This window comes from Cellvibrio sp. GW822-FHT04B05, assembly GCF_058800985.1.
On the sequence record NZ_JBXAMU010000005.1, the window covers coordinates 58,420 to 84,548 of the forward strand.

25 protein-coding genes are annotated in these 26,129 nt (G+C 46.8%); 17 read left to right on the plus strand and 8 right to left on the minus strand.

Translation table 11 applies throughout. The annotated features are described in order from the left end of the window. Positions 1 to 10 precede the first annotated feature (10 nt). The 8 genes from AC1RJL_RS16050 to AC1RJL_RS16085 all read left to right on the plus strand — a co-directional run bounded on the left by AC1RJL_RS16050 (position 11) and on the right by AC1RJL_RS16085 (position 8,665). Positions 11 to 1,708, plus strand: coding sequence for an NAD-dependent malic enzyme (locus tag AC1RJL_RS16050; RefSeq protein ID WP_492915835.1), 1,698 nt, complete (start codon positions 11 to 13; stop codon positions 1,706 to 1,708). Positions 1,709 to 1,794: 86 nt separating this feature from the next. After that, the gene (locus tag AC1RJL_RS16055) at positions 1,795 to 2,073 is read left to right on the plus strand and encodes a hypothetical protein (protein WP_492915837.1); all 279 of its coding nucleotides are present in this window, start codon (positions 1,795 to 1,797) and stop codon (positions 2,071 to 2,073) included. Positions 2,074 to 2,270: 197 nt separating this feature from the next. After that, positions 2,271 to 2,633 (plus strand): MmcQ/YjbR family DNA-binding protein, encoded by a 363-nt coding sequence (locus AC1RJL_RS16060; RefSeq protein ID WP_492915839.1) that lies wholly within the window; start codon positions 2,271 to 2,273, stop codon positions 2,631 to 2,633. A 57-nt stretch (positions 2,634 to 2,690) separates the two neighbouring features. Continuing rightward, on the plus strand, positions 2,691 to 3,302 hold the full coding sequence (locus AC1RJL_RS16065) for a helix-turn-helix domain-containing protein (protein ID WP_492915841.1): 612 nt from the start codon (positions 2,691 to 2,693) through the stop codon (positions 3,300 to 3,302). Between the two features lie 122 nt (positions 3,303 to 3,424). After that, positions 3,425 to 5,575, plus strand: coding sequence for a fatty acid oxidation complex subunit alpha FadB (gene fadB, locus AC1RJL_RS16070; RefSeq protein WP_492916594.1), 2,151 nt, complete (start codon positions 3,425 to 3,427; stop codon positions 5,573 to 5,575). Positions 5,576 to 5,587: 12 nt separating this feature from the next. After that, positions 5,588 to 6,766: an acetyl-CoA C-acyltransferase FadA gene (gene fadA / locus AC1RJL_RS16075; RefSeq protein ID WP_492915843.1), complete on the plus strand. Its 1,179-nt coding sequence runs from the start codon at positions 5,588 to 5,590 to the stop codon at positions 6,764 to 6,766. A gap of 152 nt (positions 6,767 to 6,918) precedes the next feature. Continuing rightward, a complete protein-coding gene (locus AC1RJL_RS16080) occupies positions 6,919 to 8,325 on the plus strand; it encodes a hypothetical protein (protein WP_492915845.1) in 1,407 nt (468 codons plus the stop codon). A 73-nt stretch (positions 8,326 to 8,398) separates the two neighbouring features. Then, the gene (locus AC1RJL_RS16085) at positions 8,399 to 8,665 is read left to right on the plus strand and encodes a hypothetical protein (RefSeq protein ID WP_435784195.1); all 267 of its coding nucleotides are present in this window, start codon (positions 8,399 to 8,401) and stop codon (positions 8,663 to 8,665) included. A gap of 138 nt (positions 8,666 to 8,803) precedes the next feature. Here the strand turns inward: AC1RJL_RS16085 and AC1RJL_RS16090 are convergent, their stop codons facing one another. Then, positions 8,804 to 9,214: a cell division inhibitor SulA gene (locus tag AC1RJL_RS16090; RefSeq protein WP_492915847.1), complete on the minus strand. Its 411-nt coding sequence runs from the start codon at positions 9,212 to 9,214 to the stop codon at positions 8,804 to 8,806. After that, a complete protein-coding gene (gene lexA / locus AC1RJL_RS16095) occupies positions 9,207 to 9,809 on the minus strand; it encodes a transcriptional repressor LexA (RefSeq protein ID WP_492915849.1) in 603 nt (200 codons plus the stop codon). The genes AC1RJL_RS16090 and lexA overlap by 8 nt, the downstream gene beginning before the upstream one ends. A gap of 425 nt (positions 9,810 to 10,234) precedes the next feature. Here lexA and fliS (AC1RJL_RS16100) point away from each other — a divergent pair, with 425 nt between their 5' ends. The 4 genes from fliS (AC1RJL_RS16100) to AC1RJL_RS16115 all read left to right on the plus strand — a co-directional run bounded on the left by fliS (AC1RJL_RS16100) (position 10,235) and on the right by AC1RJL_RS16115 (position 13,192). Further along, positions 10,235 to 10,621, plus strand: a complete 387-nt coding sequence (gene fliS, locus AC1RJL_RS16100) for a flagellar export chaperone FliS (protein WP_492915851.1) — start codon at positions 10,235 to 10,237, stop codon at positions 10,619 to 10,621. 11 nt (positions 10,622 to 10,632) lie between these two features. Next, complete coding sequence (locus AC1RJL_RS16105) at positions 10,633 to 10,911, plus strand: hypothetical protein (RefSeq protein ID WP_492915853.1); 279 nt, start codon at positions 10,633 to 10,635, stop codon at positions 10,909 to 10,911. Positions 10,912 to 11,072: 161 nt separating this feature from the next. Further along, positions 11,073 to 11,480, plus strand: coding sequence for a flagellar export chaperone FliS (gene fliS / locus AC1RJL_RS16110; RefSeq protein WP_492915855.1), 408 nt, complete (start codon positions 11,073 to 11,075; stop codon positions 11,478 to 11,480). Positions 11,481 to 11,731: 251 nt separating this feature from the next. Beyond that, complete coding sequence (locus tag AC1RJL_RS16115) at positions 11,732 to 13,192, plus strand: sigma-54-dependent transcriptional regulator (protein ID WP_492915857.1); 1,461 nt, start codon at positions 11,732 to 11,734, stop codon at positions 13,190 to 13,192. A gap of 145 nt (positions 13,193 to 13,337) precedes the next feature. Here the strand turns inward: AC1RJL_RS16115 and bioA are convergent, their stop codons facing one another. From bioA to AC1RJL_RS16130, 3 genes are all read right to left on the minus strand, one after another. Beyond that, positions 13,338 to 14,642: an adenosylmethionine--8-amino-7-oxononanoate transaminase gene (bioA, locus tag AC1RJL_RS16120; protein WP_492915859.1), complete on the minus strand. Its 1,305-nt coding sequence runs from the start codon at positions 14,640 to 14,642 to the stop codon at positions 13,338 to 13,340. A gap of 103 nt (positions 14,643 to 14,745) precedes the next feature. After that, positions 14,746 to 16,317, minus strand: coding sequence for a methyl-accepting chemotaxis protein (locus AC1RJL_RS16125; protein ID WP_492915861.1), 1,572 nt, complete (start codon positions 16,315 to 16,317; stop codon positions 14,746 to 14,748). A gap of 152 nt (positions 16,318 to 16,469) precedes the next feature. Further along, a complete protein-coding gene (locus AC1RJL_RS16130; protein WP_492915863.1) occupies positions 16,470 to 17,294 on the minus strand; it encodes a flagellar brake protein in 825 nt (274 codons plus the stop codon). A gap of 286 nt (positions 17,295 to 17,580) precedes the next feature. On the opposite strand from AC1RJL_RS16130, the gene ttcA reads away from it, so the two are divergent. After that, positions 17,581 to 18,486: a tRNA 2-thiocytidine(32) synthetase TtcA gene (ttcA, locus tag AC1RJL_RS16135; RefSeq protein ID WP_492915865.1), complete on the plus strand. Its 906-nt coding sequence runs from the start codon at positions 17,581 to 17,583 to the stop codon at positions 18,484 to 18,486. Between the two features lie 66 nt (positions 18,487 to 18,552). Here ttcA and AC1RJL_RS16140 read toward each other — a convergent pair whose 3' ends face one another. After that, complete coding sequence (locus AC1RJL_RS16140) at positions 18,553 to 19,113, minus strand: hypothetical protein (RefSeq protein ID WP_492915867.1); 561 nt, start codon at positions 19,111 to 19,113, stop codon at positions 18,553 to 18,555. Positions 19,114 to 19,309: 196 nt separating this feature from the next. Between AC1RJL_RS16140 and ald the strand changes: the two genes are divergently transcribed. Then, positions 19,310 to 20,428 carry an alanine dehydrogenase gene (gene ald / locus AC1RJL_RS16145; RefSeq protein ID WP_492915869.1) on the plus strand — a complete coding sequence of 373 codons (1,119 nt, stop codon included), beginning with the start codon at positions 19,310 to 19,312 and terminating at the stop codon, positions 20,426 to 20,428. Positions 20,429 to 20,579: 151 nt separating this feature from the next. Further along, positions 20,580 to 23,027 carry a putative bifunctional diguanylate cyclase/phosphodiesterase gene (locus tag AC1RJL_RS16150; RefSeq protein WP_492915871.1) on the plus strand — a complete coding sequence of 816 codons (2,448 nt, stop codon included), beginning with the start codon at positions 20,580 to 20,582 and terminating at the stop codon, positions 23,025 to 23,027. A gap of 36 nt (positions 23,028 to 23,063) precedes the next feature. Here AC1RJL_RS16150 and AC1RJL_RS16155 read toward each other — a convergent pair whose 3' ends face one another. Continuing rightward, positions 23,064 to 23,774 (minus strand): 16S rRNA (uracil(1498)-N(3))-methyltransferase, encoded by a 711-nt coding sequence (locus AC1RJL_RS16155; RefSeq protein WP_492915873.1) that lies wholly within the window; start codon positions 23,772 to 23,774, stop codon positions 23,064 to 23,066. Positions 23,775 to 24,232: 458 nt separating this feature from the next. On the opposite strand from AC1RJL_RS16155, the gene AC1RJL_RS16160 reads away from it, so the two are divergent. Next, entirely contained in the window at positions 24,233 to 24,697 is a 465-nt protein-coding gene (locus tag AC1RJL_RS16160; RefSeq protein WP_492915875.1) for a VOC family protein, read from the plus strand. Between the two features lie 61 nt (positions 24,698 to 24,758). Beyond that, entirely contained in the window at positions 24,759 to 25,217 is a 459-nt protein-coding gene (locus AC1RJL_RS16165; RefSeq protein WP_492915877.1) for a host attachment protein, read from the plus strand. Positions 25,218 to 25,419: 202 nt separating this feature from the next. Here AC1RJL_RS16165 and AC1RJL_RS16170 read toward each other — a convergent pair whose 3' ends face one another. Beyond that, a complete protein-coding gene (locus AC1RJL_RS16170) occupies positions 25,420 to 26,064 on the minus strand; it encodes a PEP-CTERM sorting domain-containing protein (RefSeq protein ID WP_492915879.1) in 645 nt (214 codons plus the stop codon). Between the last annotated feature and the right edge of the window lie 65 nt (positions 26,065 to 26,129).

Consider the following 26,129-nt stretch of genomic DNA (forward strand, 5'->3'; position numbering starts at 1 on the left):
AGTGATTGCCATGGCGAAAAAACGTCCTATTTATATCCCATTTGCTGGTCCAGCTTTGCTTGAAGCGCCTCTGTTAAATAAAGGAAGTGCGTTTACGTTGCGAGAACGCCAACAGTTCAATCTTGAAGGCCTTTTACCCTACAACATTGAGACAATTGAAGAGCAGGAGGCCCGCGTTTATCAACAGCTTTGCTCTTTTGAAACGCCTATCGATAAGCATATTTATTTGCGCAATATTCAGGATACCAATGAAACGGCTTATTTTCGTTTGATTACTGATCATTTAGCGGAAATTATGCCCTTGATTTATACCCCGACTGTGGGGTTGGCCTGTCAGCAATTCTCGAAAATTTATCGCCGTAAACGTGGCTTATTTATTTCCTATCCTGATCGTGACCGGATTGAGGATATGCTGCAAAACGCTACCAAGCAAAATGTCAAAGTGATCGTAGTCACCGACGGCGAGCGTATTTTAGGCTTGGGTGACCAGGGAATCGGCGGTATGGGTATCCCTATCGGCAAGCTTGCTCTCTATACGGCCTGTGGCGGTATTAGTCCTGCCTATACACTGCCGGTCACGTTGGATGTGGGGACCAATAATCAAGCACTGTTGGACGACCCTATGTATATGGGGTGGCGTCATCCACGTATTACCGGTGAAGAGTACTATCAATTTGTCGATGAGTTTATCCAGGCAATTAAAGTTCGCTGGCCAAACGTATTACTTCAATTTGAAGATTTTGCGCAAGATCATGCGACACCTTTATTAAATCGTTATCGCGACCAGCTCTGTTGCTTTAACGATGATATCCAGGGCACCGCTGCTGTTGCCGTCGGTACATTAATGGCTGCCTGCAAAGCTAAAGGAGAGCTTTTAAGAGATCAGCGTATTGTATTTGCTGGAGCCGGATCTGCCGGTTGTGGCATAGCAGATCAGATTGTGAAACAAATGAAGGCCGAAGGTGCGAGTGACGCCGAAGCGCGCGGGCGTATTTTTTTAGTGAGCCGCGATGGCTTGCTGCAGAAAGGATTATCGGGATTGTTCGACTTCCATCTTCCTTTCTGCACACCTGATAGTGTAGTGGACAGCTGGGTTTTGACCCATGAGCGTGGTGATGGGCCGATCAATTTGTTGGATGTAGTCACTAATGCCAAACCGACCGTATTGATTGGTGTTTCCGGTCAAGCGGGATTATTTACGAAAACAGTGGTCGAAACCATGCAATCGCACTGCGAACGACCATTGATATTGCCACTGTCAAACCCAACCTCCCAAGCAGAAGCCCAGCCTGTTGATCTTCTCCGCTGGACTTCGGGAAAAGCGATGGTTGCTACTGGCAGTCCATTTGAGCCTGTGGATATGGGCGATCAAGTGTTTGAGATTGCCCAATGTAATAACAGTTATATTTTCCCCGGGGTCGGTTTGGGGGTAATTACGGCGAAGGCAACACGCATCACCGATAATATGATGATGGCCGCAAGCAAAGCACTTGCTGATGCATCGCCCCTTGCCCGAACTGGACAGGGTTCGCTTCTGCCGCCATTGGACAATATTCGCGAGGTGAGTAAGGTAATCGCCAAAATAGTTATTCTGCAAGCAATTGAGGATGGCGTGGCGCTTCCTATACCGCTGGAATTAATTGACGAAAAGATTGAGAAGAATTTTTGGCAACCGGAATACCGAGAATATCGCCGCACGTCGTTTTAGTGATGTGATCCAGGTTGCTCCAATTGCTATTATTTTGTGCAATTTACCCTAACTATTTGTATATGCTAGGCTTCGAGGAGGGAAGTTTGTACTCTGGCAAAATTGTGAAATCAGAGTTAGTACAAATAGTTCGCGAAGAGGGTCGAAATTCGCTGAATAAAAGAGTGACAACTGGTCAGATTGACCATAAAATCGCCGCCCAATTAAAATTTGATGACTTTGACGCCATTGTTGCTATCGTTTCTTTAAAACCTGATGCAGAATACGCAAAGGTGAAGGAACGAGCCCTATTGGTTGGAGGTATTTTTAGCATTGACTGCTTTAGTTTTACCTGTAATCAAGATGGTTTTGGCATTGGAGGGTGAAAGTTTGTCCTATACTAATGTTGTATTTGATGCCAGGATCAGGGCAGTTTGTACGAGACGCGTAGAGGCGGTGTTTCAACTGCTCCTACAGTACAGAAGCAAACAGTACAGAAGCAAAAATTTTGCAAAGTATGCTCAACCTTAACCCAATTTATAGCTTTTTAATCGACCTGAGTTGTTCGATAAAGGACTAAAACATGGATTTTCTTTCTGCACAGAAATACCTTTTAACCAAGCACCAAGCCAAAGAGATGTTTCCCTCTGGCCCCGATATGGCAGTTTACAAAGTTTGCCATAAAATGTTTGCAACCCTGACTGCGGAAGGTGGTGTTCCACGTGTCAGTCTGAAATGCGATCCTGATCTTGCTTTGCAGTTGCGTGAGCAATATCCTGCTGTGCGTCCTGGTTTCCAAATGAACAAGAAGCATTGGAATACCATTATTTTGGATAGTTCTGTTCCTACTGAGCAGATCCAGCGGATGATTGACCACTCCTACCAATTGATTGTGGACAATTTACCGACCGCCGAGCGCGACCAATTAATCGCTTCCAAAAAATAATCCCCTGTTATTGGCACTGGGCATGAGCCCAGTGTTTTTCTCGTTTAGGTACCAAGCATGTCGAATGACTCACCTGGTATAAACTTTCTGTCGACTGCTGGCAAATTCGTAGTTTCCGATGTATCTACTTCTTCACTGGATGCAAGTGAACGACTCAAACTGCTGCGAGAGGCTTTTGGTTTGTCCCAGCGTGAACTTGCCAAGCGGGCGGGGGTAACTAACAGCAGTATCTCGATGATAGAGCAAGGGCAGGTTAGCCCTAGCATCCAATCACTCTCACGTATTCTTGCAGCGTTTCCCATTAGTCTTGCAGACTTTTTTGGCTTTGATCCTTCGGCGGCCTCGCATATATATCGTTCCGGTAATCTGCAACTGATTGCTAATGAAACCGGGTTAAAAATGCAATCTTTTGGCCCTCTTGTTTCACAACTTGATGCTCGAATCGAGAGTCTTCCTCCCAGACAAGGGCTAGGGTTCGGTTTGTCGGCTTCAGATATATGCGGTTTGATACTGGAGGGCGAGGCTCAGCTGGTGCTGCTCAGCGGTATTGAGGATTTACGCGTGGGTGATGGTTTTTATATCCCGACAAAGCAACCTTACCAATTATCCAATGTCTCTGAAACGGAATGCAGATTATTTCGTTGTTCGCTTTTTGTGCATAAGGTGTAATTCGCGCAAAATTTTGTGCGTTATAACCCGGCTGCCTGCACTCCTGTAAGGCAAGTCTGCGCTGGCCTGCTACACTCAAATCCAGATTTTCCCTCCTCGTTCCTTATTAGAAAGAGAGATTAATTATGTTTCAAGGACAAGCCCTAAAGGTTTCTTTGCTGCCTGATGGCATCGCTGAATTAACCTTTGATCTGCAAGGCGAATCGGTGAACAAATTCAGTTTGCTCGTCGTTTCTGAACTCCAGCAAGTACTCGATCTACTCGAAAAAGCAAAAGATGTTCGGGGATTGTTGGTCAAAAGCGCTAAAGATGTCTTTATTGTGGGCGCCGATATTATGGAGTTTGGTGCCGTATTCGCTGCTGGCCCTGAACAGATCACGGGCCATTTAGCCACCAATAATCGCAACTTTTGCCGTCTCGAAGATTTACCCTTTCCTACGGTCGTAGCGATTAACGGATTTGCGCTGGGCGGTGGTTTGGAATTTTGTTTGTCCTGCGATTACCGGATTGCCAGTACTGCGGCCAAAGTTGGCTTGCCAGAAACTAAATTAGGCATTATTCCAGGGTGGGGAGGCACTGTTCGCCTGCCCCGTGTTGCCGGACTTGATACTGCGGTTGAATGGATCGCGGCCGGCAAAGAAAATGATGCAGAAACTGCATTAACTGCCAGAGTAGTTGATGCTGTTGTTGAGCCTGCAAAATTAATTGATGCTGCACTGAATTGTTTACAGCAATGCATCAGTGGCAAGTTTGATTATCAAGCGCGCCGTACGCAGAAAAAATCGCCACTCAAATTAAATTTCATTGAGTCTATGATGGCTTTCGAAACATCAAAAGCATTTGTGGGTGCACAAGCCGGGCGCAATTATCCTGCTCCGGTAACAGCAATTAAATCCATGCAAAAGGCTGCCGACAAAGGCCGCGATGAAGCATTGCAAATCGAAGCGGAAGGGTTTGCAAAAATGGCGCAAACTCCTGTTGCCCAATCCTTGGTTGGTATTTTTATCAACGAGCAAATTCTGGGTAAAAAAGCCAAAGGGTGGGAGAAAAAAGCCGACAAGAAAATCGCGCGTGCTGCAGTATTGGGTGCAGGAATTATGGGCGGTGGTATTGCTTATCAATCGGCGTTGAAAGGTGTGCCGATTAAAATGAAAGACATTGCCCAGCAGGGAATTGATCTTGGTTTATCGGAGGCGAATAAATTATTAAGCAAACGTGTTGAGCGTAAAAAATTAACCGCAACCGAAATGGGCAATGTATTAAACCGTATTGAGCCCGCATTAACTTACGATGGTTTTGAGCAGGTAGATATCGTTGTCGAAGCCGTAGTTGAAAATCCTAAAGTGAAAAAAGCTGTATTAGCAGAGGCAGAAACAAAAGTCAGTAGCGATACGGTACTCGCATCAAATACGTCGACTATTTCCATTACCTATCTTGCCGAAGGTTTGGCGCGCCCGGAAAATTTCTGCGGCATGCACTTTTTTAATCCGGTACACATGATGCCGTTGGTGGAGGTGATTCGTGGAGAAAAGACCTCAGACAACGCTGTCGCTCGCACGGTAGCTTATGCAAATGCGATGGGTAAAAAGCCTATTGTCGTAAGAGATTGTCCCGGGTTTTTAGTGAACCGTGTGTTATTCCCTTATCTGGCTGGTTTTGCGTTACTGGTGCGTGATGGTGTTGATTTCCAGCGTATCGACAAATTAATGGAGACGTGGGGCTGGCCAATGGGGCCTGCTTATTTGTTGGATGTGGTTGGCATTGACACAGCAGTCCACGCAGAAAAAGTGATGGCCAATGGTTTCCCTGATCGTATGCAGCGCGATTTCACATCTTGCACTGATGCATTATTTGCCGCTGGTCGTCTCGGTCAGAAAAATGAAAAAGGTTTTTACAATTACGAGTTGGATAAAAAGGGTAAGCAGGTAAAAGTTGCCGCTGCTGAAGCGGCTGATATTCTCGCGCCTACTGTCCAGGGCTCAATTGAAATCAGCGATGAAGATATTATTGCACGCATGATGATACCCATGGCGACTGAGCTTACTCGCTGCCTTGATGAAGGCATTGTGGAAACTGCTGCGGAAGCTGATATGGCATTGGTTTATGGGACAGGTTTTCCTCCGTTCCGTGGTGGTGTATTCCGTTGGATTGATTTTATCGGCGCACAAACCTTTTGCGATATGGCCGCGAAATTCACTGCCCTCGGCGCGCTTTACCAAGTGCCGGAAAGCCTCAAAGCCAAAGTGGCTAACAACCAAAAATTTTACGGCTAAGGAGTCATAAGAATGAGCTTACAACCACGCGACGCCGTTATAGTTGATTACGCCCGCAGCGCCATGGGGCGCTCTAAAAATGGTTGCTTCCGCCATGTGCGTGCTGATGATATTTCAGCTGCGATTATCAAAGGCCTGTTGGCGCGCAATCCAAAACTTGATCCGAATACCATTGATGATTTGCTCTGGGGTTGTGTAATGCAGCGTGAAGAGCAGGCGTTTAATGTAGCGCGCAATATTTTATTGTTAGCGGGTTTGCCTCATACAATTCCCGCCCAAACTATCAATCGCCTATGTGGCTCCTCAATGTCGGCCTTACATACAGCAACGGTGAATATTCGTGCCGGGCAAGGTGATGTTTATCTGATTGGCGGTGTTGAGCATATGGGGCATTTGCCGATGTATGAATCAATTAATATCAACCCGTTGTTGGGTTTATCTGTCGCTAAGGCGGCGGGTAATATGGGCATGACTGCTGAGTACCTTGCACTCCTCCATGGAATCAATCGCCAGCAGATGGATGAGTTCGGTGCTCGTTCTCATCAGCTCGCTGCAAAGGCTCGTGAATCAGGTAAGTTTGCGCGCGAGATCATTGCGGTTGATGGACATAACAGTGACGGTTTTTTGATCTCTGTTGATCAGGATGAAACCATTCGCCCGGAAACGACGGTTGAAGCGCTGGCCAAATTGCCGCCGGTGTTTGATCCTAAAAATGGCCAGGTAACCGCAGGTACTTCATCGCAGCTAAGTGATGGTGCATCGGTAATGTTGGTGATGTCTGCCGAGCGCGCAAAATCCTTGGGACTAAAACCTATCGCCAAAGTAGTTTCTCTTGGCTTGGCGGGCGTTGATCCTTCGATTATGGGGTATGGCCCGGTGCCTTCTACGGAAAAGGCGTTGAAGGCGGCCAACCTGGCTATTGATGATATTGATGCGGTGGAGCTCAATGAAGCCTTTGCTGCGCAGGCGTTGCCGGTATTGAAAGACCTTAAGCTGTTGGATGTTATGAACGATAAAGTGAATGTTCATGGCGGCGCTATCGCTCTTGGACATCCATTTGGTTGTTCTGGGACGCGTATTACCGGCTCACTGTTGACGGTGATGCAAGACCGCGATTTGAGCTTGGGTGTGTCCACTATGTGTATTGGCCTGGGGCAGGGTATTACAACGATATTGGAGCGTTTGAATTAATCCAGGCTCCAATGCAACTCAATCAATAAAGGGTCAACTTGGGTTGGCCCTTTGTTTTTTTGGGTTACAAAATCATGCAAAAAATCCCGACCAACTTCTCCGGGAGGCTCTGTTAAACTGCGCGTTAATATTGAAAGGCCGGAAAACAAGCATTGATCCATTACTACACTGACAAAACCACTACCGCAGAGCTGCTAATTGAGCAATCAATACAGCATTTACGAGCTGCTACAAATGCTGGTTATCAGGAGCAACAGCTCATTATTCATTTCACCCATACCCAATATTATTTCCCAAGGCAGCCCACATTGGATTTGCTAGGGCTGATCCAGTTACGTCTTGATCATAATTCTGCACCGGTGATTGAAGGTTGTATTGCCATTTGCACACCTGAACTATTGGCGCAGATACAATCACTTACAAATACTGACGGTGCACTTAAAAGATATTCACAGGCTCACTCGCTACCTTGGTTGGTAATGTCAGAACCATGGTTGCTCGCACCTATTTATATTCCGAAGCCGTGGGGGCAAGAGATTTGGTACACGGGAATTGAAAGCCGCGGTCAGGCTGAGGTGGTTGGTGATGCAGGTAATATACCTTTACCTTGGCTATTGGAACTAATGCCTCGCCGACTCGGATTAAAAGATAGTCATCAGCTAATTTTACTTAAGGTGCTTGATCCTCTAGCCGATGAAATTTATGGCGATCTGTACTTCGAGCTACATCAGGAAAAGCAAGAAGTCTATGTTGTAACCCATATCAACCAACAGGCATGGCCCGAAGGGGTTGGTGCTATCCAATTGGGCTTCTCTGGAGCAAAGCGTCAGCTTTTCAACAACGATAAAGAGTTCAGGCAGGCTTACCTGTCAGCGGTTAAAGAATATGAGCAGGTACGGCGTGCGCTGGATAAAAAGCTGGATGACAAAAAAATCGATGCAGGACTTGATCCCAATGAAGCGGTAGGGACTGCTCAATTAATAAGTTGGATTAACGGGTTATCACAATCTATTGAAAATAAAGAACTATTTTGCAAAGAGGGGGTGTTACGTGGAGCAATGGATAGCTTTATTGCGAAATATCCTCTGGTTGTCGGTGATGTTGTGACCGTTCCCAAATTAGTGCCCCACGCATTACAACATGGGGTTAGGGTAGTCGAGTTCCAGACTCCCGTTTATGAGCGGAAAATTCTAAGCTTTGCCCAGAAGGTTTTGACCCAGGAACATTGGGATACTGAGGATGCGCTTGAACTGGTTGATATGGGCTTTTCCATGCTTCAACCATCCGAGACTCTGGATGTAACAGAGCAGATGAGGGTAGAGCGTATAGTCAATTTTGATGACTTTGAAGTTCAGCGCATTCAGTTGGATGGTGACTATCTATTAACCAGTGATGAGTACGCAATTGTGATAGTGGTACAAGGACATCTGGATTTACATGGCGTTGGCACTGCTGGTGGATACCAGGCTGGGCAAGCGTTATTTATACCGCGAACAGAGCAGGGATGGTTAGTCTACGGCTCAGATTCCTGTATCTTTCTTATTGCTTCACCGCATTAATCCCGGAGTGTAGCAAATAGGTTTTAGATTAATTGGGTGTTAGAATACGCGTCCGTTTCACACTGAGGTACCTATGTCATCTTTCTATGAAATTATTGAGCTGTTGAATGGCGACGTTGCGTTGGCGCGTGCTGACGATGAAAGCAATGAGCCTCTGGTGACAATCCGTTTTTCACAAGAATCGCTGGCTTTCCTGGGGGAAGAAAAGTTTCTGGTCGCTAAAGCAATGATTGAGGCAGGAATGGAAGCTGCAGGTGATATTGCGGACCAACAGGCAGAAGCCATGTTGGACGATTTGGTAGAGGAGTTAAGTGATACTGAGAAGTTGATGCTGCACTAATAGGAAAGGGTATACCGCTTCATAACACAATTGATTCTTTGAATCTACAAAAAACCTACAAACGCTTTCTTTGCCTCCCTGCATTATTCCGATCCTCCAAGCAAGCTTGTCCTGCAAAAATCCTGTAACTAAAAACACTCAGCGAACCCGCAACAATAATCCTTGGCAAGAACCGGTCTTGGCTGCCAGTTCAAGTTGAGCTAGTTCTTTATCGGTCAATTTTCCAGGGCTTGATATCACTGTATGGCTATTGCCAGCCGACAATGCTTCCCAGGTAATCCACAGCAATGTTTGCGGATTTTGGCAGTGAATTACCCGAATATAACGCGTATTAACGCCGTAGGATTCAAGTAGCTCACGGCTGATATTGTGTGGTGCTATCCAGGTAATCCAGCGATCGCTACATGCATTGCTGAGGAAGGCAATCATAGGCAAAAGCAATGCGACTTGTTCGGGTGAATCACTGGTTAGTACCAGCTCGGTTACGCCGCTCGCAGGTTGCTGGCGGGCTGTACTGGTTGGCGGTATTACACGGGCAAGATTAGTCACGACGAATCACTCCTACACTAAGACCTTCAATACTGAATTCCTGATCACGCATATCAACCTGAATCACATCGAACTCGGGATTTTCCGGCCAGAGTTCAACTTGTGGTTTGTTGCTGACTCGCTTGAAGCGTTTTACGGTTACTTCTTCGCCTATACGTGCAACAACAATTTGTCCGTTTCTAACCTGGTCAGTTTTATGAACTGCCAGTAAGTCACCATCAAGAATGCCCGCATCTTTCATGCTCATACCGTGTACACGCAGGAAAAAATCGGCACTGGGAGAGAAAAAGCTTTGGGGAATGTTGCAGTAGTCTTCAATATGCTCTTGCGCGAGTATCGGATTGCCAGCGGCAACGCGACCGATAATAGGAATACCTGATTGCACATCGGGCAGTTTTATTCCGCGAGAAGCACCCGGAATAATTTCGATGGCCCCTTTACGTGCAAGTGCTTTGATATGTTCTTCGGCGGCATTGGCTGACTTAAAGCCGAGAATGCGGGCGATCTCAGCACGCGTCGGCGGATAACCGGTTTCTTCCGCATACTGGCGAATAAGTTGTAGTACCTGTTCCTGGCGCGGCGTTAAGTCAGACATGATGCACTCCTGAATCTGTTTATTTGTACAGTGGTTGTGATTATATACAGTAATTCGGGTTGTGCAATAGTTTTTCAATCTGGTGGTTATTTCACCCTGCCATAGTAGATGCCCTGCAATACCGCATTGGATTGAGTCCGAATCCATAAGGTCAATCCGTCATGCATTCCAGTCCCTCATTTTGCAAACGCAAATATCTGCTGTTGTCCGGCAAGAGGCGATGATTCTGTAACTTGCAGTTTTTAATCCATGAGCAATATAAAACCCTATGCCTGTTGAGGTGTCGGTTATAAGGATAGTTTTTTGCATTATTGCCGGATTCTGGTTAAAGGTTTTTGGGTTTATGCCGTTAGCTTATACGGTCACTGATTATTCAGTATGAGCCGTCAACAGCAATGCAAAATTCAAACAATTTGTGGTGATTTATGAATGCTTATTCTGCCGTACAAAATTATTCCAGCGTAAAAGTTCACTCTGGTGTTGAAACTGCGTCACCTCATCGTTTAATTCAAATGTTGTTTGAAGGTGCATTGGAGCGTATTGCCCAAGCTAAAGGCGCCATGGCGCAAAACCAAATCGCCCGCAAAGGGGAATTGATTAGCAAAGCGGTCGCTATTGTCGGCGGATTGCAAGGCAGTTTGAATGACAATGAAGGTGGCGCGCTCGCAGCCAATCTTGATGGGCTTTATGACTACATCATTCGTCGTTTGACTCAAGCCAACTACGAGAATAATCCAGACTATCTTGACGAATGCGGGCGCTTGCTAGGCGAGATAAAAACCGCTTGGGATGCAATCGGCAATCAGGTGTAGAGAGGGTTATCATGGCAATTTATCTGGTACCAGCACCCGACTATCGTGGCGAGGCTGGTGTAATGGCAATGCGCAATTTGCAGCGTGAGTTGAGCAAGGCGCTGCATGTGGAAGACTGGGAACGCGTCCGCCACCTTGATCGTATTTGCGTGCTGTTAATCGATAAGGTAATCACTGCAAATCGCGATGATAAGTCCACCCTGGTCTGCGCCTTGAGTGAATTAAAAGGTGTGTATGCGGGCTTGATCGCACAATGCCAGCGTGAGGTAACCTTTCTTCAGGCGACCTGATATTGAGTGTTTATGGCTTATTTGGCAGGGGACTTGTGAAAAAAAGTGTTAACGGATACTACTTCATAAGGTTTCTAAAACAACTCTCTTATAGCAAAACTCGCAAAAACGACTTAGCCCTGCTAGCCTTAGTAAACATAACTGCTAGCAGGGGATAGTCCGTGTCTAACTACAATCCACAAGAAGCGCTGAAACAATATCGCCAGTTGGGTATTGAGTCAGAAGTCAGCCATGCTTCACCGCATCGTTTAATTCAATTATTGTTTGAAGGTGCATTAGGTCGCTTGGCGGCAGCTCAAGGTGCTATTGAGCGCGGCGATGCTGCGGCTAAAGGTGAATTGTTGGGCAAGGCCATCAGTATTGTCGGTGGTCTACGCAGTTCGTTGGATATGGGAGCTGGCGAATTGTCAGAGCGTCTTGATCAGCTCTATGAATATATCAACCTGCTACTGCTTGATGCATCCAGACACAGCGATCCAGAAAAAGTAAATGAAGCAATTCAATTGCTGAAGACGGTTAAGTCGGGATGGGATGAGATAGCCCCGCAAGTATCTTCAGAGCAGTCGTAAAATATTGTCAAATTCCCGAAAAATATTGTGAGCGCGATTTTTATTCTGAATGTAAAGTTAAGACATTCTTTTGGCGATTAATTATTCGAGTTGATTAATTAATGCTAAAGCGCCAAAAACATTTCGCCATAAATTTGACTAAGAACCCAGCCTCGTCTATTACTTACTCCAATAAGTCATCTCACCGCCTTGAAAGAATATTTCTTATGCGTTTTCAAGGTTTTGGCATGGAATGAAAAAGGTCTTGGGGTATGTGGCGCAACAATAAAGTTCTTGTTATTGACGATAATCAGTCACGCAGACACGATTTAAAAATCCTGCTGGATTTTCTCAGTGAAACAACGCTTACGTCAGCCAGCGAAACCTGGCAGGCGACTGTCGCTGAAGAAAATAATGGTGAAGATTATGTCGCTATTTTTATCGGTGATTATCGTGACAGTGGCCAATCACTCACGCATCTGCTGAAAGAAATCCGTTCCTGGAATGACGAGTTGGCAATTGTACTGATCGGCGATGAAAACCAGAGCGCGGATGAAAGTTTGGATGACCTCTACCGCTACATGGTTATTGCAACACTCTCTTTGCCTCCTACCTACAACAAGCTTGTTGATACGCTCCACCGCGCGCAGTTGTACCGTGAAGCGCAATCCACCAGCAAGCGCCAGCCACAGCGTCGCCCCGTGCATTTGTTCCGCAGCCTTGTCGGCACCAGCCGGGAAATCCAAAACGTGCGCGAGATGATGGCGCAGGTGGCTGATAAAGATGTATCAGTCCTGATTACCGGAGAGTCGGGTACTGGTAAAGAAGTGGTTGCGCGTAATCTGCATTACAATTCGCCGCGTCGTGACAAACCATTTGTCCCGGTTAATTGCGGGGCAATCCCGGCGGAATTATTGGAAAGCGAGTTATTCGGCCATGAGAAAGGTGCTTTTACCGGCGCAATTAATTCACGCGCCGGGCGTTTTGAACTCGCGGAAGGCGGTACGTTATTTTTGGACGAAATCGGCGATATGCCACTGAATATGCAGGTCAAAATTCTGCGTGTGCTGCAGGAACGTTGCTTTGAGCGTGTGGGCAGTAATAAGACGCAGCCTGTTGATGTACGCATCATTGCGGCAACCCATCGCAATCTCGAACAAATGATTCTTGAAAATACATTCCGCGAAGATTTGTTTTATCGCCTGAATGTATTTCCGATTGAATTGCCATCGTTAAAAGAACGCTCGGAAGACATTCCTTTGCTGATGAATGAATTGGTCTCGCGTATGGAAAGCGAGCAGCGCGGTTCTATTCGTTTTAATTCAGCGGCTATTATGTCACTCTGCCAACATGAGTGGAGCGGTAATGTGCGCGAGCTTGCCAATCTTGTAGAGCGCATGGCGATTATGCATCCCTTCGGGGTGATTGGCGTGCAAGATTTGCCATCCAAGTATCGCCACGTTGATGTAACTGATGAAGATTTTGTGCACGCTCCAGCTAAAGCCAATGGCATTGCTGGTTCGGGTAGTACAGGTTACGTGAGCATGAACGACACACCGTTGTTGCCGGAGCAGGGTATCGATTTGCGTGAGTACATTACCAATTTGGAAATGAGCCTTATCCAGCAAGCGCTGAATGATTGCGGTGGTGTCGTCGCGCGTGCAGCAGATAAGCTCTGCGTTCGTCGTACTACACTGGTGGAAAAAATGCGTAAGTACGATATGCAACGCTAGTCTTTAAATTATCCACATAAAAAATCCCCGCGATAAACTGCACCCAAAAGTTGGACATATGTCCGACAGGATAAGGTGCAGTTTATCGCGGGGATTTTTTTATGTAACTGTGTATTACTATTGAACGTAATAGTAATACTGAAAATTATTTTGCAAGCGTAGCGACGACTTTTAACACTGCAGACGTTAATTTGCTCAATTGTTCTTTGGTGATGATAAAGGGTGGCATCAAGTAAATGATGTTGCCAAAGGGACGAACCCATACACCATTTTCTATAAACTGCGGCATCAACTTGCTAACGTTGATAGTGTTTTCCAATTCGACAACACCGATTGCCCCCAGTACACGAACGTCAGTGACAAAAGAAAAATCTTTGCAGGGCGCCAGTTCTTCGCGCATTTGTTGACCGATATTGACAACAGTATTTTGCCAGTCGGAATGAAGCAGCAAATCAATACTGGCATTTGCCACAGCGCAAGCGAGTGGGTTGGCCATATAGGTGGGGCCATGCATAAAAATGCCGTTCTCACCGGTGCAAATACCATTACTTACTTTATCATTGCAAAGTGTTGCCGCGAGCGTTATGTAGCCTGCGGTCAGGGCTTTGCCGATACATAAAATATCCGGGCTTATGCCGGCGTGCTCACAGGCAAACAATTTACCGGTGCGGCCAAAGCCTGTGGCTATCTCATCGACAATTAATAAAATTTCATTTTTATCGCAAAGCTCCCGTACGCGACGCAAATAATCCGGCGAATAAAAACGCATTCCACCTGCACCTTGAACAATAGGTTCAAGAATAACCGCCGCGATTTTCTGGCGATGCTGTTGAATGAGTTGGGCAAACTTGGCGATGTGTGATTCTTGAAATAGCTCATCAAAAGCGCAGGGTGGTGCTTCTGCAAATAAATGGTGGGACAGGGCGTGATGAAACAGATGATGCATACCGGAATGCGGATCGCAGACTGACATAGCACCAAACGTATCGCCATGATAGCCACGCTTCAAGGTTAAAAACATAGTGCGTTGTGCCTGGCCTTGCGAGTGCCAAAATTGAATGGCCATTTTGAGCGCGACTTCTACAGCGACTGAACCGGAATCGGAAAAAAATACCTTGTTCAATCCTTCCGGTGTAATTTTGGCGAGCGTGGTGGCGAGTTTGACTGCGGGTTCATGGGTGATGCCGGCGAACATCACATGGGCCATTTTTCCTACTTGATCAATCACCGCCTGATTTAAAACCGGATGATTGTAGCCGTGCAGTGTACTCCACCAGGAGGACATACCATCAATCAAGATGCGACCGTCAGTTAGATGCAGTTCTACACCTTGCGCGTGACTTACCGGTGTGACCATTCCGGGTTGTGTGAACGAGGTATAGGGATGCCACACATGGGCGCGATCCAGGCGCAATAAATCATGATTGGCAATTTCTTGAGTGTATATCATGGTAATTCCACATCATTCGTACAAATTTAATTACATGCATTGCCCAAGCTTAACGAAATTTACTGCAAAAATCAGAATCAATTTCGCCAGGCAGGCGGGGGTATTAATTAAATCTGACGATCAAATCCAATTGTTTTTGCGAGAGGTTATCCATTTCACTATTCAAGCCATCCGCTACGCGGATTTCGTTTTGGGTTTGGTCCGAAATGTGAGCGATTGACTGGGTGTTGCGTTCAATCTCCAGTGCCATTGAGGATTGTTCTTCAGCGGCTGTCGCAATCTGGTGTGACATTTGGTCAATGGTATTGACCGAGTGGGAAATTGCATCGAGAGCCGAGCGAACATTACTCATTTCGTGCACGCTGCGATCAGCCATATCCAGACAATTTTTCATATTGATACTGGCATCTTGAGTGGCTTTGCCGAGGTTGCCGATAATGTGTTGGATATCGCCAGTAGATTCTTGTGTCCGTTGCGCCAGTGAGCGCACTTCGTCAGCTACAACCGCAAAGCCGCGCCCTTGTTCTCCTGCACGTGCAGCTTCAATTGCGGCGTTGAGCGCGAGTAGGTTGGTTTGCTCGGCAATACCGCGAATTACATCGACTACATTGGCAATTTTGCTGCTGTCCTCACTCAGTTTGTTGAGCACACTGCCGAGGTTACCGACGGTTTGCGATAAATCATCGATAGCGGTACGCGCGCCTTCAATCACCTTGTTGCCCTTATCTACCTCGTCAATAGCGGCTCCGGTAGCAATGGAGGTTTTATTTGCACCGCCTGCTACTTCCTGCACTGCCAACGCCATTTGTTGCATTGCGGTCGCAACACCGGCAGTTTCATGTTGTTGGGCACTCATGCCTTCATAGGTTTTACGCGCGTGATGATGGGCCTCGCCCGCTTTTTGCTGCAGTTCTTTCGCCGATTCGCCGAAGCGGCCCAGTGCCGTGCGCAGCCGTGCTTTTATTGCATGCTGGGCAAATTCAATTTCACCCAGCGCATCGCAACGGCCAGTATAAATGTAAGCGGCAAAGGGATCGTTTATGGTGGAGCGGGCCTCCTGCAAAGCCTGTGAGATACGGCCTTGCTGCAATATTTGGGTAATGCCGCCGACGATAAGCGCGATGACGACTGTTGCTGCGGCTGAAGCTGGCGACAAGGAGGTAAAGACGCTGGTGGCGATGAGCAACAACATCCAGGTTGCTATCGTAGTAATCGCGCTGCTCCCCAACTGGCTCCAATATTTTTCGAAAGCGGAATAGGGAGCCTTACCTTGATTCAAACGTTCATAAACGAGTTCTGCGCGACGTATCACGGTTGCATCAGCTTTAACGCGAACGGATTCGTAACCATAAACCTGGCCGTTTTGGCGCAGCGGGGTGATGTAGGCATCTACCCAGTAATGGTCGCCGTTTTTGCAGCGGTTTTTAACGATTCCCATCCAGGGTTTGCCGGCCCGCAAAGCAGTCCACAGCATGTCAAAAGCGGCTGCGGGCATGTACGGATGACGTAGGATGTTATGCGGTTGATTGAGTAATTCTTCGCGGCTGAAACCTGAAATGCGACGAAAAGTTTCATTGCAGAATTCAATATCGCCGCGCAGATTGGAGGAGGACACAATTTCGTCGTGAGTTGAGAGATGTACTTCTTTTCCAGTGGTGTGACCATTATTACGCATGAGGCAATTCCTGATATAGCGACAAAAACCAGATCCCTTCGCGCAACGTTTTTAGCGTATTGCAAAAAGCTGACGAACAGATCATCTATCTTGGTTTCTCAAGCCTAGTTCAAAATTGGTGAATCTCTAGCTGGCTTATAGCGATTTACACCTCATGCAGCTGCATAGGCATTGGCGGGTTGGGAATTGGCATATTGTGAATGGGTATGGCTGAGTTGCGATTCGCGCAGAAATTGAGCGAGCGCAATGCGGGTTTCCTCATCCAGATCAATAAACTCAACGCTGATTTGGGTATGGCGATAAGGGCTGCGGCCCATACGGAAGGCACAGATACGGGCGCGGCAGCGAATGTGCAGGTCATCGCTGATATCTACTTCGCACAACGGCAGGAGTGCACCGTGGCGAAGGTAGGGAAGCATATTGCCAGCGACCAGCAAGCGCAGGCCACCGGTGGAAATATCTTGCAAGGTGCCGAAGCTTGGCTCTTGTCCAAGCGTGCGAATTTTTACGGACAGCGGGGATTGGTGGCCTATCGCAAAACGCGGCGCATTGCGTCTGGGCATGTAGTAAACAAATTCGGGGAGCAGGATGGCCAAGCCGGAGGCGCCGTAAGTTGAACCCATTGCGACAATCGAGGCGCGGATCACCAATTGCTCACCATTGCGATGGTGACGCAGGGTAATTTCATCGCCTTCATCAAGCACATGTTGTTGCGGAAAGAGGTCATCGAGCCAAAGCAGGCCGCGCTCGATATCAATTGCCAGAATCATGCTTTGGTACACGCGGTTGGCAGCGCCGACTCTAACTTCCAGCAATTGTCGTTGTTTTTGTAGTTCCCAGAGCGGGATGTATTGATCAGGGATACTGCTAGCGAGGGATAAACCGTCTTCACCGCCTACCGACATAATCGGGGCGGATATTGTGGCTGACGCGGGTTTGCGGAAACCTTTTTTGAACAGTTTATCGAGAAACGACATTACTACCTCCTCGCGGCAAATATTCTCCCCTTAAGGCACACTTCAGGGAACTCTATTTGGGTAAGAGCAAGCCCTATGCCAGATGCTTATGACACCGATGTATTCAGGTAGCAAGGAAGGTTTACGGCTCTTTTTCCCTGTTAACCTGTAATACTGCCATTATAGACCGGCAAAGCTTTGCCGCGTTCAGCCGGGCGATTTCAACTTGCGCGCAAAATCCGTACAATGCGCCGCTCGCTGGCCGGGTTGCCGGTGATCCATTTTTTCCGCATGAGTTGTTGAGTCCATGAAAGAGTTACACGAACGCAAAGATCGCCTCGAATTTAACAAGCTGCAAAAGCGCCTGCGCCGCTTGGTAGGCACGGCTATTGTCGATTACAACATGATCGAGAATGGCGATAAGGTGATGGTGTGCCTCTCCGGTGGTAAAGACTCTTACACCATGCTGGATATCTTGATGAGTTTGCAAAAGACGGCGCCCATCTCCTTTGAGCTGGTCGCGGTCAATATGGACCAGAAACAACCGGGGTTTCCCGAGCACATTCTGCCGCAATATCTGGAGCAGTTGGATGTGCCTTACCACATCATCGAGCGCGACACTTACAGCATCGTTAAAGAAGTGATTCCTGAAGGGAAAACGACTTGCGGGCTTTGCTCGCGTTTGCGTCGCGGTACGCTTTATGGCTTTGCGGATGAAATCGGCGCGACCAAGATTGCGCTTGGCCATCACCGCGACGATATTATCGAGACGTTGTTTTTGAATATGTTCTTCGGCGGAAAATTGAAGGCGATGCCGCCTAAACTTCTCGCTGACGACAAGCGCAATATTGTGATTCGCCCGCTCAGCTATTGTGCGGAAGAAGACATAGCCCATTTCGCAGAGTTGAAAGGTTTCCCGATTATTCCGTGTAATCTTTGCGGTTCGCAGGAAAATTTACAACGCCAGGTAGTGAAAGACATGTTGCAACAATGGGAGCGTCAATTCCCCGGTCGCACCGAAACTATTTTTTCGGCGATTCGCAATGTGCAGCCATCGCAGCTGGCGGATTTGAATTTATTCGACTTCGTTAATCTCGCCACTAACAAAGGTACACAAGCCGATGTTGGTGAAACTGATACATGCGGAATAGTGTCGCCAGTCAATCGCAGTGATTCTCCAGTGCAGTATGTTGATGTATTGGATATCCACTAAATGCAATTGCGATAACAAAGAAAAAGGCTGCAATTGCAGCCTTTTTTATCCCAACGCTTCCACGTTTCAGGCAACCAGCTTTTTAGAATCACCCATCACCAGTTTGCGATAGGTTTGAATAAAATCGTCGGCGTTTCTGAATAAGTGAGTGCCATTGTCAAAGTGCGTCGCCCAAAGCTGTGCGAGTGCTGCGCAATCCAATGGTTTACTGATATCTACACCGGCGCGGCGATAAATCATCCATGCCATTCCGGTTGCATACGCCAAATTGGTAGCGAGTTCGCTGTGTGGGTTTTTGAGAAATTGTTGCTGGCTGGCCAAACCGCGCAGGTGCGACGCTAAATCGGGAAATTGCACTAAATATTTATCCCACAACTCCACATGTTTTTCGGCAGTAATGCGATACAACCCCAAGCCTTTTGTTCGCTCACAATAGCAATGTAATCCCATTAACGATTCTTGTGCGGCAGTACCGAGCAATAAGTTTTCGGCAACTTCTGAATATTCTCCGAGTCCATTTAAATAAGGTTTTACAATCAACTCGCGCAAATCACTGGCATAAATACCCATATTTACCTCAATAATTACCCCAAATGTAGCGGCATTGGCGCGCCCCGGTTGTCCCATAAGCAGTTGCCGTAAATTGTCAGCAATAGCTGTAGTCAGGTGGTATATACACTGTTTCTGATCCCGGTTGCGTCAAAAAAACTGTACATAATGTAAACAGCATAAGTCGCGCCAACTTGATAGAACCTGAACAAACGGCCATAAATCCCTTGACTATACTGGTTTTAGCGGAAGCCTATTTGGAGGGAAATAAGCTATGCGTATCGGCATCCCAAAAGAAGTGAAACCAGGCGAAAATCGGGTAGCACTGACACCAGCGGGAGTGATGGAATTACACCAACGTGGCCATACAATCTATGTTATGCGCGGTGCAGGCCGCGCAGTAGGGTTTGCCGATGAGCGCTATCAACAGGCTGGCGCGTTGCTGGTAGATTCCCTCGCGGATGTTTACGCCCGTGCGGATTTGATTGTAAAAGTCAAAGAACCGCAAATCGAAGAATATTCATTGCTCTCGGAGCAACACCTCCTTTTTACTTATTTGCACCTTGCTGCCAACCGCTCATTGACTGATGCTTTGCTGGCGTCGGGAGCGAGTTGTATCGCTTATGAGACCTTGTTGGACTCTTTCGGGCGTTTGCCGTTGCTGGCACCTATGTCGGAAATTGCCGGGCGGATGGCGGTGCAAGCGGGAGCGCATCACCTTGAAATGGCCCAGGGTGGCAAAGGTGTTTTGTTGGGTGGAATCCCCGGCGTTGCCCCGGCTGAGGTGCTGATATTAGGTGGTGGTGTAGTCGGTGCAAATGCAGCTGCTATGGCAGTGGGGTTGGGGGCAAAGGTTCATATTCTGGATAAATCCATCGCGCGTTTGCGGCATCTGGATGATCAATGGCGTGGGCGCGTTATATGTGAATATGCGACGCAAGAGCGGATCGATACCCTGGCGTTGCGTTCGGATTTGATTATCGGCAGCGTGCTGAACGCGGGTGCCAGTGCGCCGCGTTTATTGAGCCGCGAACTCATCGCGCAAATGGAAAAGGGCAGCGTGCTGGTGGATGTCGCTATTGACCAAGGCGGCTGTTTTGCCACTTCAAGGCCCACCAGCCATCAACAACCAATCTATGTCGAGGAGGGTATTGTCCATTACTGCGTCGCTAATATCCCGAGTGCTGTTGCGCGCACTGCGACGCTGGGGCTCACCAATGCCACTTTGGCCTACATCATTCGCTTGGCCAATGAGGGATTGGCAGCCTTGCAGGGGGATGCAGGTTTTCGTGCGGGTTTGAATATTCATCGTGGGCAATTGACTCAAGCTGGCGTTGCCGATTCGTTTTCCATGGCATTCCACGATGCAAAATTACTACTTCCCGACCACTGATTTTCCTATAGGAAATAACGCTATAGATTCAGGCGACAAAGACAATATTGTTCTATACTCAGCCCAGGATAAATGCAGGTTGCATGCTGTGGTGCAATATCTGTCCGCTTTTTTTAATAATTAGATACATTCCCCCGGAAACCCTAGGTCAATGAGAGATAAAGCGCCTTCCTTTTTTAACGGCATCTCTTTTCAGCTCGCCAAAATCGGTATTATCCTGGCGTTTGTCCTGAGCTTTTTATTGAGCTCGGTACAGTTATATCTCGATTTTTTAAATCAGGAAAAAGAACTTAAAACTCTGATCGACCGTGTTATCCAGGTTGCAACACCGCCTGCGGTGCGTTCCGTATCAACACTCGACGATGAACTTTCTTACGAGGTAGTCAACGGATTACTGCGTTACGGTTTCATTTATGAAGTCGTGATTTACGATGATACCGGCAACGTGCTCGCGCAAGGCAGCAGCACGCGACCAGAAGTAAAAACCCGTTGGCTCACCAGCCGGATCACCGAAAACACCCGCGAATACACCGCCAATTTATTGTTGCCCGGTTATAGCGACGGCACCTCGGGCAGTATTCGTTTTTCAGTGGATATGGATTTGGCATTGGAAGGTTTTTATAACCGCTCACAAACAGCGTTGATGACCGGTTTGCTGCGCAATATGTTTTTAGTGTTGCTGCTGTTTGTGGTGTTTTATTACACGCTTACCAAGCCACTGGTGCGCCTCTCTCGTGAAATTAACAACATCAATCCCGATCACCCGGGTGTAAATCGCCTTACCCAATTACCTGCACAACGCAAAGATGAGCTGGCGCAACTGATCGCCAGCTCAAACCAATTGTTGGATGTGGTGGAGTTATCGCTCGCCAAACGCCGCACTGTTGAGTTGGCGTTGCGCAAAAGCGAAGAACATTTGCGGCAGATTATTGATCACCTGCCAGTGATGATCGGTGCGCGGAATATCGCCGGTTATTATTTATTTGCCAACAAGGCACTCGCCAATGAGTTGGGCTACACACCGGAACAGATGCGCAATTTACATGTGCGCCAGCTCTTAAAAAATTCGGTGTTTGATATAGATGCCATGCTGCAAAACGATTACCGCGTAATTCGCGGCAACGAAGAGCTGGATGTTATTGAAGAGCGTTTTGTCACTGCCACCGGCAAGCAATTATTTTTGCAAACCCACATAATGCCGTTGGCGTTCTACGATGAAAAAGTTGCATTAATCGTGTCGGTTGATATTACCGAACGCAAAAACGCGCAAGCCAAAATGGAATTTATGGCGCACCACGATGCACTTACCGGCTTGCCAAATCGCCTGCAATTAGTAGAGCGGCTTGAACATGAATTGCGCCGTGCTGAGCGCCACGGTTATTTCGGCGCGGTTTTATTTATCGATTTGGACCAGTTCAAAACAATCAATGATTCACTCGGTCATCCCGTCGGTGATCGTGTACTGGAAGTGGTTGCTACACGTCTGCAACAATCAGTGCGTGAAGAAGATTTGGTTGCGCGTTTGAGTGGTGATGAGTTTGTCGTAGTGCTCACCGTGCTTGATCAAAATATTGAAACCGCAGCCTTACGGGCAGGGGAAATCAGCGAGAAAATCCGCACTATTATTTCCCAGCCTTATATTTACGACAATATGGAGCTGCGCGTGACCTGCAGCGTAGGCGTCGTGGTTTATCCCGACAAGAATAATTCGGTGCACGAATTATTGCGCTACGCCGATACCGCAATGTATCAGGTGAAAGAAAAAGGCCGCGATTCAATCGAGTTTTTCAACGAAGAAATGGCTGATAAAGTCAGTCGTCAGTTGACGATGGAAGGTGACCTTCATCGCGCCTTGGAAGAGTCACAGTTCGAACTGTTTTATCAACCAAAAATCGATATCCAAACCGGACGTGTTGAGGGAGCGGAAGCGTTATTGCGTTGGAACCATCCGACCAAGGGTATGGTATCGCCGGTTGATTTTATTCCAGTGCTGGAAACGTCCGGCATGATTATCGATGTAGGTCAGTGGGTGTTGGATGCGGCGTGTAAAACGCTCGTGAAATGGGATCAGGATGGTTTGTGGAAGGCGGGTATGAAGATGAGCATTAACATCAGTCCGCGCCAATTCCGTCGTGCGGCGTTTGTGGATGATGTTATTGCGACCCTGGAAAAATATCCGATCCCTGATGCGTCGCTGGATATGGAAATTACCGAGGGCATTGTTATCCAGCGGGTTGATGATGCAATCGATACAATGACAACCTTAAGCGAGCGTGGCATTAGCTTCTCGCTGGATGATTTTGGTACGGGATATTCTTCCATCAGTTATCTCAAACGCTTGCCCGTAAGCACATTGAAAATCGATAAAGGATTTGTGCGCGATATTATCGATGACCGCAATGACCGCGTATTAGTAGAAACCATCATTACGATGGGGCGCTTGCTCGATATGGAACTGGTTGCAGAAGGCGTGGAAGAAGCTGAGCAGCTGGCGATTCTGAAATCTTTCGGGTGCAATTATTATCAGGGTTATCTGTCGAGCCAGGCTGTGCCACTACTTGAGTTTGAAGTTATTTTGAAAAATGAACAAATAAGTTAATAAATAAAATAATTCATTAACTTATTTTTCTGCTGATTAAAATAGACGGCCAAGTAAGTAAGGTACTGCTGTTTCTACCCGCATAATTCGCTCACCCAGATGCACTGCCTCAAACCCGCATTTTCCCAGCAGATCAATTTCGTAGGGAATAAACCCACCTTCAGGTCCAACTGCCAATGTCAGTGAATAATCTATCTGGACAGGACAAGTGACAGGTGTATAAGGGTGGGCAACCAGTGCGCGGCTATCGGCTACGATAGCGGGTAACTCATCTTCAACAAATGGCTTAAAGCGTTTATGCAAATGCACTTCTGGCAAACGGGTGTCGCACCCTTGTTCCAATCCTAAAATCAGTTGATCGCGAATATAATCTGCATTTAAAAAAGGCGTCTGCCAGTAACTTTTTTCTACGCGGTAAGAATTAATTAAATGCAGCTGTTTAACGCCCAATGTGGCAATGGTCTGTAAAATGCGGCGCATCATTTTTGGTCGTGGTAATCCAAGGACTAACGTCAAAGGTAACGCGCTTGGAGGTGTTTGTTGCAGGTCGATATCCAGATAAATGGCATCATCATTAAGTTGGGTAATTATTCCAGTACCCAGATTACCGCCTATTAATCCAACTTTTAATTGATCGCCTAATACGGCACCGTGCACATGCTTAATGTGTTCAAGTTGGCGCGGAGTTTTAATGCAGGCGAGATTGTCTGCGATTAAATCGTGTGGGGATAATAAAATGACGTTCATAGTAAGCGCAGGATAGAAAGTGCAGATGCGTATTAGAGCACGGCCATTACTCTGTGCCTACTGTTTTTCTTGTATTCGCTGGGGTTATAGCAAGCTGACGAGCGGAACGGCGACCGCCAAACCCGAAGCTGCGCGCGTTACCCCGGAGCTGCGCACGTTACATAGTGTAGACGTGCGGAATGCATACGATAAAGCATTTGCGCTCCGCCGGTAGCGTGGCCATTCAGCGCATTGCCGGTAATAGAATCTAAAGTAAATATACTGGGGGCCACCGTTTAAAAAATTGTGGTTATTTTGTTGAGGTTTTTAAATAAGCCAGCGTTTCATCCTCTCCCTTAGTGTCTTTTTAGTTTGTCATCGCACAGATCTATTGCTCAAAAATCTTGATAATCTAATTTTTAGATGACGGAATGGCGCACATAGCGTCTATCTTCAATTTAATTTGTTGAGGTGAGAAAATGACTGTCAATTATATTCCAGAAGGTTATCAGCCCCTTACTCCTTATCTACAAGTTAAAAATGCTAGTGCAGCAATCGAATTCTACAAAGAAGCTTTTGGGGCAAAAGAAATAGGGCGCATCACCATGGGTGAAAATATTATTGGTCATGCAGAAATTGAGTTATTTGATGCCCGAGTATTGCTGGCAGAAGTTAACGAAGAATGGGGTAATAAAAGTCCGCAGGAACTTGGCGGATCTCCGGTAAGTCTGTGTTTGTATGTGAGAGATGTCGATGCGGTTTTTGCGCGGGCACTTGCTGCGGGTGCAACAGTCACCAATGGGATGACGGTAGAGGATCAATTTTATGGCGATCGCTCAGGTAGTCTTACCGATCCTTTTGGGCATCAGTGGACAATATTGACCCATAAAGAAGATATTTCTTTCGAAGAGTTGCAAAAGCGTGCGGAAAATATCTGCAAATAGCCAATTATTAAATCGATGGCCAATTTTTTAAGCAGCAATTATTTTAGTAAGAGAGGTGACTATGAGTACTTTATGGATTGTTACAGCAAATGCTAGCTGCGCACATTTTTTCTCTCAAGAAAACCCTTCTGCTTCTTTGGAAAAAGTAGGGGATCTTGGAAATGATAAGTCGAGTATGCATACATCTGATACCGAGTCAGATAGGCTGGGTCAACATGCAGCATCAAAAAGCGCCCATAGTGTGGGGGCGCCTACGCAACCAAACGGTTACGAACCACATCAAACGCCCTCTGAGCACAATGCAGAATTATTCGCGCGAAATATTTCCCGCTTTTTATTGCATGGATATCAGGATGGTCATTTTCAACGACTGGCATTGATTGCATCACCGGAATTTCTCGGAGTATTGCGCTCGGTGCTTGATCCTCGTTTGGGAGAGGTAGTAATTAATGAAATCAATAAAGATTACACTCGTTGCAGTCCAAATGAATTGTCTGCCCATATGAAGGCTGCTGCATAGTAAAAGAATGGTGTAAAAATTGTGCAGAAGTGGTTTAAATAAAGACTCATAGCTGGGCTATGAGTCTTTTAAATTTTCCATATTTTCCTATCCTGATAAATAAACATAAGATTAATAGTCCATAATCCATTGACCCAAATCTATTTACTAATAATTAGCAACTCATATACCAGGCAACTATTGATACTTTCTATCGGTGTTCTTATCTTGAGCCAGCACCAAAGTCGAAAAAATAGCGAGCCGAGTAGCGGCGCAGCAAAAGCGCTAGTAAACCAAGGGATATAAATGCAATAGACGATGGTTCAGGAACTGAGGTACGGGTAAAAGTGATGTTATCGATAAATGCACCAAGACGCATGTTGTAATGCCCGTAAATGGATACGGATTTAATCCCGACGTCTGAAGTAAATGAAACAAATTCATTGGGTATCGGCGGGCTATAAACGTCATCCATATTGCGCCAGCCAGAAGTAATTATGGTGTGCAGGTAGCCCAGCTCACCGTAAAAATCCAGATAGATGGCATCGCCATAGGCAGAGGTGACGTTCATGCTTAAAAAAGTGGGGAGCTCGCCCAGGAATTCCAATCCACCCCAATTACCCGTCAGCATACTGTTGTTGGGTTTTGCCCCTACAACCCAGGAACCATGGATTAATAAGCCCTTATCGATATATTCGTTGCTTAACGGATTGTCGCACCAGCAGGGAAATTCTTCGTTATAGACGGGATCGAGTTCATCAAAATCGATAACGGTTGCATTAGCTGTACTCGGCAATAATAAAGAAACAACAATTGCGGCCAGAACGCGAATATTTTTAAGCATAATTAACACGGATGCGGTACGCATATCAGTCTCCTTTGGATAAAAGTTTGACGTGTATATGCTTACCTCTACTATCCGTATGTGCGATA